This is a genomic window from Sulfurovum sp., from assembly GCF_041551015.1.
Classification (GTDB): Bacteria; Campylobacterota; Campylobacteria; order Campylobacterales; family Sulfurovaceae; genus Sulfurovum.
Window position 1 is genome coordinate 1 of record NZ_JBFENQ010000066.1, and the last position, 9,406, is coordinate 9,406.

The following is a 9,406-nucleotide window of genomic DNA, read 5'->3' on the forward strand; positions in this document are numbered from 1 at the left end:
AAGAAGGCATCCATACTGTAGAGAGTGTCTCCTATCACTGCGGCATCATCACCAATATGCTTGGAACTTAGTTTGTTTATGAGGTATTGTTCTTTATCTATATTATTCATTGGTAAAATTGTAACATACTTAAATCGTTTTCCCTTTAGTCCATTCTATATGGTTTATTTCATAGTACTATAAGCTATACTCAATGTTATATATTTTATACGGAGCGATTAATGTCATACAAACTTGAAATAAGAGCATTCTTTTTTAATGCAAAAACAGACTACCTGCCTTACTATAAAAACTTCAACATTAGTGTAGATGCAGAAGCTACAGCAAAAGATCTGCTTGCACAGATACAAGATGTAAACGAGAATTTTAGCTATTCGAAACAAAAGCTTGTAATGAAGATAAATGGATTGGTTATAGAAGCGAAACAACCTGTTTCTGAACTTGTAGAAAGACTAGGTACATCTCTGCAAATAGATCCGGTGAACAGCTATCGTTCAAATGATGGACTTAAGATCAATGACAGTGACTTCATGCAAAGTTTTGAACTATTAGCACCATATGCTTCAGAGTCAGATCTAAAATACTATAAAACATTGTATGCACTCCATTATGCATCAGAAACAGAAAAATTTAACCATGAATACATCGGTGATGCAGTACTTGTTTTAGCTCATAAAATGATCACTGAAGGGTCAGAGCATAGAGAAGCTATACTTGATGCTATCACTTCTGCAAATTCAGGGTTGTTTGACTGTGAGTATGAAAATAATCTTTTTAACGCTCAAGATCATACTGCTGCGATAGATGAGCTTAAAGCTATGGCTAAACCGGAAGAAGGACCTTCTCTGTGTGCAAAACTTATAGCACGTTTTTCTAACAAAGAGGAAAAAAAGGTTGAAGTAGTCGTGCCAAAAAGAGCTGTAGAGACTATTGAAAACCTAGAAGAGAAACAGGTGGCACATTATCATGGTATTGCTTCCCATGATGAAACGCATAAGTTGATAGCAGAAATGGATATGAAAGGTGTTCATTTCTCAAGATCAGGCAAACTTTCTGGACTTAGTATATTAAATGACAACAAAGACCTCGCCTTTAAAAAAGCAGGAGCAATACTTTTAGATGCTTATGACAGTGGAGCTGAAGTTCTTGTGGTCGAAGATGTTGCTGTTCTCGACATGTTTAAGAAAAACTTCTCTGCCATCGAAAAAACTATAGGTAGAAAGATGATAGGTTTAGAACTTATCTCTGCTGAGGACTTTGTTTCTCAGCTAAACGCTATCGTAGCATAATTAACAAATAGCGTGATATTTCTGTCACGCTACTAAACTATACACCACTTCATTTTTAATCCCTTAAACTCCCATTTTATAACTAAAATTAATGCTTAAAAAGATATGATAAAAGCAAATTGTAAACAAAAGGATATAGATACTATGAGCAAAAACTCAGATATTAAAATCTACGAATATGACGCAGTTGTTGTTGGTTCTGGTTTAGCTGGTTTGGCTGCGGCTAAAGAGTTGACAGAGGCAGGAAAAAAAACAGCGGTCATTACTAAACTTCATCCATTAAGATCTCACTCAGGTGCTGCACAAGGTGGAATTAATGCCGCTCTTGGTAAAGATGATTCTACAGAACTTCATGAATTTGATACGGTTAAAGGATCTGATTATCTTGCAGATCAGGACTGTGTTGAACTTATGTGTAGTAAAGCTCCTGAGACCATCAGATGGGCAGAAAGAATGGGAGCTGTTTTTTCAAGAAATGAAGAAGGTGACATAGCTATCAGACCTTTTGGTGGGCAGTCTCAGCCTAGAGCATGTTATGCAAAAGACAGAACAGGTCTTACACTCCTTCAGACTATTTATGAGCAAGCTTTCCGTGCAGGTGTAGAGATCTTTGATGAGTGGTATGCTGCTGACCTACTCTATGAAGATGGAAAAGTATCTGGTGTTGCTGCGTATGACATTCGTAACTCTGAACCGGCTATATTTAATGCTAAAGTAACGATGTTTGCTACAGGTGGTCACGCTAGAGCATTTAGATTTAACTCAAATGCACATGCAAATACAGGTGATTCACTCTCTATCGTAGCACGTCACGGTCTTCCACTTGAAGATATGGAGTTTGTTCAGTTCCACCCAAGTGGACTTGGTGGTTCGGGAGTACTTATCTCAGAAGCGGCACGTGGTGAAGGTGGGCGTCTTTATAACTCTGAAGGTGAAAGATTTATGACTAAGTATGCACCAAATGCTATGGAACTTGCTTCTCGTGATGTTGTATCCAGAGCTATTATGGAAGAGGTACGTCAAGGTAGAGGTGTAGGTAAAGATGGTCAGTCAGTAAACATTGACCTTACACACCTTGACCCGGAGATCATTTTAACACGTCTTCCAGAACTACGTGAACTTGCTATTGCATTCCAGGGACAGGACATGCTTAAAGAGCCTATTCATATTTCTGCTACTGCACACTACTCTATGGGTGGAATACCTACGAACATTAACTGTCAAGTTCGTAAGAACCCAAGAGAATTGGTAGAAGGTTTCTATGCTGCAGGTGAATGTTCTTGTGTATCAGTGCATGGTGCAAACCGTTTGGGTGCGAACTCAGTACTTGAAGCCCTTCTTTTTGGTCGTCATGCTGGTGAAAACATGGTTAAGGCATTGGATGAAGGTATCGAGTTACGTAAAGCATCTGCTTCAGATGCAGACAGAATGCTAGCAGAGATGAACAAACTCAAAACTTCTGGTGGTAATGAAACAGTGCCAGGGCTTAGAAATGAACTTCAGATTGGTATGACTGCTGATGCAGGTGTATTTAGAACCAAAGAATCTTTAGAGAGACAAATCAAATTGATCGATGAGTTGTTAGAAAGATTTAACAACATCCGTATCGATGATAAATCTGATACATTTAACACAGACCTTCAAGAAGCGATAGAACTTGGTCATATGTTAGAGTTCTCTAAGTTCATCGTGGTTGGAGCGCTCAATAGAGAAGAGAGTCGTGGTGGGCATTACCGCGAAGACTTCCCTACTAGAAATGATGAAAAGTTCTTGAAGCATACTTACGCATACATGGATAAAGATTTTAACATTACTCAAGAATGGGGTGATGTAGTGCTTGGTAAGTTTGAGCCAAAAGAAAGAACATATTAAGGAGGTCATGATGAGCGAAACTAGAAAAGTAACAATAAAAGCATTCAGGTTTAATGCTGAAACAGACTATCTTCCATACATTAAACAGTATGAAATGGAAGTAGGAAAAGATGAATTGATCCTTGACCTTATGAACAGAATAAAGTGGGAACATGATGGTTCTTTCTCTTATAGACGTTCTTGCCGTCATGGTATCTGTGGAGCTTGTGCTATCAAAGTAAATGGGAAAGCAGTTCTTGCATGTAAACAAAATGCCATAGAGTTATTAGACCTTTTCGATAATGATATCACACTTGAACCAAGTTCTAAAAAACGTGCAGTAAAAGATATGATCATCGATAAATCTGACTTCTGGGAAAAACATGCAGCGATCAAACCTTATGTGGTTGCAGATGTTGACCCACGTCCAACACATGAGACAAAGCAGTCTATTGCAGAATTTAATAACTTCTTAGACTCAGATCTTTGTATCCAGTGTGGTGCGTGTCACTACTCTTGTCCTGCACTTGAAGTGAATCCAGAGTTCTATGGACCGGCGGCTTTTGCAGCAGCCTATAGATTTACTGTAGATACCAGAGATAACGCTGGTGCAGAACGTCTAGAGTTGACAGCGCAAGAGGGTCAAGGTGTTTGGGACTGTGTTAAATGTTTTGAATGTGCAGAAGCATGTCCAAAAGAGATCAATCCTATAGAGAAGATCACAAAACTTCACAACTTACAGTTTGAGCAAGGTATTGCTGAAAGTAATGTTGCTACACGTCACGCAGAAGGTTTCCTAAGAGGTATGAAGAAAACTGGATACCTAGATGAAGCGGATATTGTACTCTACTCTGAGGGTTACATGGGTATGTATAAGCACTTAGGTACAGCGATGAAAATGTTTAAATCTGGTAAAATCCACTGGCATTCAGGTATACCATTCATAGACAGTATTCCAAAGATCAAAAACTTAGATGAAGTTCAAAAGCTTATTGAAATTTCACAAACAAATAAACTGTAAGGAGAACAGATGAGTCAATTACATTACGCATTATTTACAGGATGTACTGCTAAGCAGTCTACACCTGAGTTACTTTCATCTACACTTGCAGTAGCTGATAAGTTAGGGATTAAAATCACTATACTGGAAGAAGCAAGTTGTTGTGGTGCAAGCCATTTACAAGACTTTGATGAGTTCTTGGCACATGTATTGAATGCCAGAAACATTTGTTATGCAGAAAAACTGGGTCTTACGATGATCACTATCTGTAATACTTGTCAGCTTAACTCTGCTATGACAAAACACGCATTGGACAAAGACCCAGAACTTAAAGCCAGAGTAAACGAAAAACTTGCAGAAGTTGGACTGGAGTACAAAGGTACATCTGAGATCAAACACTTCCTTTATGCTATCATCGATGAGTATGGATTGGAAAATGTAAAAGATAAGGTTACTACACCACTTAGCCACTTAAACATTGCACCATTCTATGGTTGTCATAACATCAGACCATCTGAACTTCATGAAGATGCAAATGGTCATGAAAACCCATACAACCCTACTTCTCTTGACAGTCTTATAGATGCACTAGAGGGTAACCCTGTAAACTATGAGAGTAAAAACAAATGTTGTGGTTTCCACGTAGAGCTTCAAGCAAACCACACATCTGAAGTACTGGCAGGTAATGCCCTACTTGATGCTATAGATAACGCTGCAGACCTTATGGTAACACCATGTCCACTTTGTCACTTGAAAATGGATACATATCAAGACAGTATCGGTAAAGTAATGGGTCGTGATGTAGAGCTTCCTGTATTACACATGCCTCAAATGGTTGCTCTTGCGCTTGGATGTACAGAAAAAGAGATCGGTCTTAACTTCCACGTTCAAAAAGCAAAACATCTTTATACTGCATAAAAAACTACCACCTTTTTTAATTCGTTCCAAATGAAACTTTGGGACGATATATCTACTTCATAAACAAAAAATCACTATTATTAAGTTATTTAAAACGTGCTATAATCAAATGTTTAAAGTTTATCTTCATACTTAACACAAATTTAACACTATAGTTATAATATAAAGAAATAAAATGAATAGGATGGAATTATGAAAAAAATTGTTTTACTACTGGCAGCATTGATAATGGTAAGCACAAATGGTTTTACTGAGGAAATGAAACATGAGATGAAAGTAACAAGTGCTAAGAAGATGCCAACACGTTTTCAGGCTGTTTCTCCAGATAAAGCAATGATACTTCAAGAAGGTGAAAATAAAATGTATTGTCCTAAGTGTGGGATGACACTACCAATGTTTTATAAAACAAATCATGCTGCACATGTCGATGGTAAAAGTGAGCAGTATTGTTCTATCCACTGTTTGGCTGAAACTATCGCTGATGGGGGGAAAGTTACTGGCATTAAAGTGGTTGATAATACCACTCTAGAATTCATCGATGTTATTAACTCATGGTATGTTGTTGGTAGTTCAAAACCAGGTACGATGACTATGACAAGTAAATATGCATTTGGTAAAAAAGGTGATGCAGAGAAGTTTGCTAAAGAATTTGGTGGAAAAGTAATGACTTTTTATGCTGTTTTAGACTCTGTTAAAAGTACATTGGCTCAAGAGAGTGCTATGGTACAGAAAAAACAAGCAATGATGGCTCAAAAAGGTGGAATGATGTATCAGGAGATGTGTACACCTGTTGATGCTAATTTCACAAGTACTGCTGAAGCTAAATCATACTTAACTACGCAAAAACCTTGTGGTGAGATCAAAGGTAGTCAACTACAGGCAATCGGGCTTTACTTAAACTCACGTAACAAGTAAGGTTCCTTGTGAGACGGATTTTATTAGTTACTTTTATACTTTTAGGATTAGCATATGCAGAAGGTATCTCCCCTTCCAAATATGCCAAGCTTGTTCAAAAAGGTGAGAATGTAGCTTTAAAACTCTGTGATGAAAACAAACTCTTCAAAATCAAAAGTAAAAACTTCCATGAGATCCTTCATCAGATAGATGACATTAAACCTTGTATAGCTCTTAATACACGTAATAAAGAAGCTTTGGCTTACTTTCTTATGGCAGGTCAGTCTGAGAGTCTCACAGCTGTTAAAGGTCAGATGGAGGTACCTACAGAAGTCAAATGTCCTGTATGTGGTATGTTTGTTGCCAAGTATCCTAAATGGGCTGCACTGATTGATGTAGAAGGTAAGAAAGACTACTTTGATGGTGTGAAAGATATGATGAAGTTTTACATCTTTGATGTAGATTTTCCTTATGACAGAAGTAAAATTACCCAGATAGAAGTCACAGACTTCTATACGCTCCAAGCTATAGATGCGAAGCAGGCTTTTTATGTCATAGGCTCAGATGTCTTTGGTCCCATGGGAAATGAACTTATACCTTTCTTAACTAAAGAAGCAGCACAAAACTTTATGACTGACCATAGTGGTGAAAAGATCATTCTTTTTGAAGAGATCACACCCAAGCTCGTTATGGGCCTTGATGGTCTAGAATATACTGAATAATCCATAGGATATACGTTTGATAAAACCTTTTGTAGCCTTTGCATGCTTATTGATACTTATGCTCTTTATAATGGGCTCGCACTATGTACTTTCCCCTACTGATAAAGCTATAAAGGTTGTACAACAGATAACTGCACTTACACATATGGCCCCACTCTCTTTAAGTGTAGCCTATGATGAGTCTGTTTATAACAGCACTTACCCTGAAATGCAAGGATTAGGCAGAATGGATTTTATCTATGAACGCTAATGCTTTTTGGCACTTCCTTACGTTACAGCTCTTTAAAGAACGTAGTAAACATTTGAGTATCATAGGTATCTCTGTAATGATCCTTTTTCTACTCTCCTCCGTACTGTTCATCTCTTCTTCACTACGTTTTTCTTTAGAAGAGACATTAAAAGTGCAACCTGATTTTGTAGTGAGTCGTATACAAGGTGGAACAGAAGTTCCTACTCCAACGAGCTGGGGAGATGAACTACTCGACATCTATGGTGTGACTAAAGTGACATCCAGAGTCTATGGACGTTATTTTTTTGAAGATAAAAAGAGCTCTTTTCTCATAGTTGGCGTGGATTTTCTAGAAGAACAAAGTCATAAAAACCTTCAAAAACTTATAGACACCACCGATATAAAAGCCTTTTTTAATGGTAATCAAATGTTAGTAGGTGAAGGTGTTAAAGCGTACCTTGATGCACATTTTTACAAAGATGCCTATAATTTCTTAACGCCTAAAGGTGTATTTGAAAAAGTAAATATTTTTAATGTGCTTCCATCCCAGACCAATATCATAGCCAATGATATGATGGTTATGCCTATCGATCTGGCTCGCAAGATCTTAGGGTATACTGATGATGAAGTCTCAGACATTACATTCAGTGTACCTAACCCAGATGAGTGGAACATGATGACAGACAAAGTTTCTGCTTTGCATTATGATCTACGCGTGGTCAATAAAAATGATGTACAAAAATCTTATGAAAACCTTTATAATTACAAAGGAGGTCTGTTCCTCATTCTCTTTTTAGTCGTTCTTGCTACCTTTACTTTAATACTCTATCAACGTTATAGCATGGTATACTCAACAGAGAGACGACATATAGGGTTACTGCGTGCTTTGGGCTGGAGTATTAACAATGTATTGAAACTTAAATTTATGGAGACAGTGGTTGTGGTGCTTATCTCTTATGCTGTAGGAGTGTTCATCGCCTATATTTATGTATTTATAGCGGGAGCACCCTTACTCAAAGAAGTCTTTTTAGGTGGACAAAATTTGCATAACACACTTAACTTTGTTCCTATTTTTGATTTCTCTGTTTTCACTTCTATCTTTCTCCTCTATGCTCTGCCTTTCATCGCAGCAGTATTGATACCTGTATGGAGAGTCTCTGTGACTGATCCAAAAGAGGCTATGCTATGACAGAAAAGTTAATGATACAAATAGAAGACCTCTATAGAACATTTCATCAAGGGAACAATGAGATCCCTGTACTCAAAGAGATAAACCTTAACATACATGAGGGTGAATGTATTGTCTTAAAAGGTGTAAGTGGTAGTGGTAAAACAACCCTCCTCTCACTTATTGCAGGACTTGATAAACCCAGTGCAGGTAAAGTACTTATAGAAGGTGAGCCTATAAGTAAACTTCCAGACCTTTTTGCTTCTGAGCTTCGTGCCAAAAAAATTGGAATGATCTTTCAGCACTTTAACCTTTTTGAACATTTGTCTGTCAATGAGAATGTCACGATTCCTCTTATACCATCTGGATTAAAAATGAATGAGATTCATGATAAGGTAGATGAAGCATTGAAAGTGGCAAACATAAGCCATAAGAAAGAGACCCTTACATCTAGACTTTCAGGTGGAGAAAAACAGCGTACAGCCATTGCTAGAGCGCTAGTAGCCGATCCAAACATTATTTTGTGTGATGAACCTACTGCAAATCTAGACAGGGACAACTCATTGTTGTTTATAGATATACTTGGAAAGTTACATAGTATGGGTAAAACCATTGTAATTGCAACACATGACCCTTTATTTGACAGTTTATCCTTTGAGAATACTATTGTCCCTATGGTTGATGGTAAGATAGTATAAAGTATGAATGAAGCACTCCTCTCAAATCAAGTCATCGTTTTTCTACTGAGTGAAGCTACACTTTTCACACTATTGACTGTAGCATTTGCAGTTTCGTTAAAAGTCTTGCTAAAATGGGATTTTGAGAGCTTTACTCCATTTCAATTTGCTTTGGAAAGACAGGCTTATCTGGTGAGTACTATCATTCTTTTTGTCTTTTTAATGAAGTTTCTTTTGGTAGTCTATTTTATTTTCACTATCGATACTTTATCACTTTTATTGCCAGGTGCCATGTGTGGTGCAGGTGTAATAAAAGCCAACGTATACGGTTCATATCTTTTAATATTGAAACTATCTATACTTTTTTTACTAACGCTTTGGATCTATGTACATACTTATGATATGCATACAAAGAACCATCAATGGTTCAGACAAAAGTCATGGCTTTTTAGTCTTATCTTTGTATTGATCATTTTGGAACTGGGTTTGGATTTCAATTACTTCTCAAATATTGATACCCATATGCCTGTAAGTTGTTGTTCTGCACTGTTTGGTCAATTTGAAGGTGCCAATCCCCTCCCCTTTGGTTTGAGTGTGACCTTATTGTTAGTTCTTTTTTATCTGCTTTATATTTTGCTTATATTAACCATTAAAATCG

Annotated in this window: 10 protein-coding genes; all 10 read left to right on the forward strand. The window is 37.3% G+C overall.

Annotation, left to right across the window (positions count from 1 at the left end; all coding sequences use genetic code 11):
- The first annotated feature begins 221 nt into the window (after nucleotides 1–221).
- Complete coding sequence (locus tag ABZC96_RS05685) at nucleotides 222–1,289, forward strand: hypothetical protein (RefSeq protein WP_373029703.1); 1,068 nt, start codon at nucleotides 222–224, stop codon at nucleotides 1,287–1,289.
- Nucleotides 1,290–1,433: 144 nt separating this feature from the next.
- Nucleotides 1,434–3,161 carry an FAD-binding protein gene (locus ABZC96_RS05690; RefSeq protein WP_373029704.1) on the forward strand — a complete coding sequence of 576 codons (1,728 nt, stop codon included), beginning with the start codon at nucleotides 1,434–1,436 and terminating at the stop codon, nucleotides 3,159–3,161.
- A gap of 10 nt (nucleotides 3,162–3,171) precedes the next feature.
- Nucleotides 3,172–4,161 carry a succinate dehydrogenase/fumarate reductase iron-sulfur subunit gene (locus tag ABZC96_RS05695; RefSeq protein ID WP_373029706.1) on the forward strand — a complete coding sequence of 330 codons (990 nt, stop codon included), beginning with the start codon at nucleotides 3,172–3,174 and terminating at the stop codon, nucleotides 4,159–4,161.
- 9 nt (nucleotides 4,162–4,170) lie between these two features.
- Nucleotides 4,171–5,058 carry a CoB--CoM heterodisulfide reductase iron-sulfur subunit B family protein gene (locus ABZC96_RS05700; protein ID WP_373029707.1) on the forward strand — a complete coding sequence of 296 codons (888 nt, stop codon included), beginning with the start codon at nucleotides 4,171–4,173 and terminating at the stop codon, nucleotides 5,056–5,058.
- A 192-nt stretch (nucleotides 5,059–5,250) separates the two neighbouring features.
- Nucleotides 5,251–5,973 carry a nitrous oxide reductase accessory protein NosL gene (locus tag ABZC96_RS05705; RefSeq protein ID WP_373029708.1) on the forward strand — a complete coding sequence of 241 codons (723 nt, stop codon included), beginning with the start codon at nucleotides 5,251–5,253 and terminating at the stop codon, nucleotides 5,971–5,973.
- A gap of 8 nt (nucleotides 5,974–5,981) precedes the next feature.
- A complete protein-coding gene (locus tag ABZC96_RS05710; protein WP_373029709.1) occupies nucleotides 5,982–6,674 on the forward strand; it encodes a nitrous oxide reductase accessory protein NosL in 693 nt (230 codons plus the stop codon).
- Between the two features lie 16 nt (nucleotides 6,675–6,690).
- Nucleotides 6,691–6,924 carry a hypothetical protein gene (locus tag ABZC96_RS05715; protein WP_373029710.1) on the forward strand — a complete coding sequence of 78 codons (234 nt, stop codon included), beginning with the start codon at nucleotides 6,691–6,693 and terminating at the stop codon, nucleotides 6,922–6,924.
- Nucleotides 6,914–8,092 (forward strand): ABC transporter permease, encoded by a 1,179-nt coding sequence (locus ABZC96_RS05720; protein WP_373029711.1) that lies wholly within the window; start codon nucleotides 6,914–6,916, stop codon nucleotides 8,090–8,092. Before ABZC96_RS05715 ends, ABZC96_RS05720 begins: the two co-directional genes overlap by 11 nt.
- Complete coding sequence (locus tag ABZC96_RS05725; RefSeq protein ID WP_373029712.1) at nucleotides 8,089–8,769, forward strand: ABC transporter ATP-binding protein; 681 nt, start codon at nucleotides 8,089–8,091, stop codon at nucleotides 8,767–8,769. The genes ABZC96_RS05720 and ABZC96_RS05725 overlap by 4 nt, the downstream gene beginning before the upstream one ends.
- A 3-nt stretch (nucleotides 8,770–8,772) precedes the next feature.
- Nucleotides 8,773–9,406, forward strand: a 634-nt coding sequence (locus tag ABZC96_RS05730; protein WP_373029714.1) for a hypothetical protein, incomplete at its 3' end; no start/stop codon positions are given.

Excerpts from the sequence above, each read along its gene's own strand:
- ABZC96_RS05685 (WP_373029703.1), top strand. The coding sequence starts at position 222 with ATGTCATACAAACTTGAAATAAGAGCATTCTTTTTTAATGCAAAAACA.
- ABZC96_RS05690 (WP_373029704.1), top strand. The coding sequence starts at position 1,434 with ATGAGCAAAAACTCAGATATTAAAATCTACGAATATGACGCAGTTGTT.
- ABZC96_RS05695 (WP_373029706.1), top strand. The coding sequence starts at position 3,172 with ATGAGCGAAACTAGAAAAGTAACAATAAAAGCATTCAGGTTTAATGCT.
- ABZC96_RS05700 (WP_373029707.1), top strand. The coding sequence starts at position 4,171 with ATGAGTCAATTACATTACGCATTATTTACAGGATGTACTGCTAAGCAG.
- ABZC96_RS05705 (WP_373029708.1), top strand. The coding sequence starts at position 5,251 with ATGAAAAAAATTGTTTTACTACTGGCAGCATTGATAATGGTAAGCACA.
- ABZC96_RS05720 (WP_373029711.1), top strand. The coding sequence starts at position 6,914 with ATGAACGCTAATGCTTTTTGGCACTTCCTTACGTTACAGCTCTTTAAA.
- ABZC96_RS05725 (WP_373029712.1), top strand. The coding sequence starts at position 8,089 with ATGACAGAAAAGTTAATGATACAAATAGAAGACCTCTATAGAACATTT.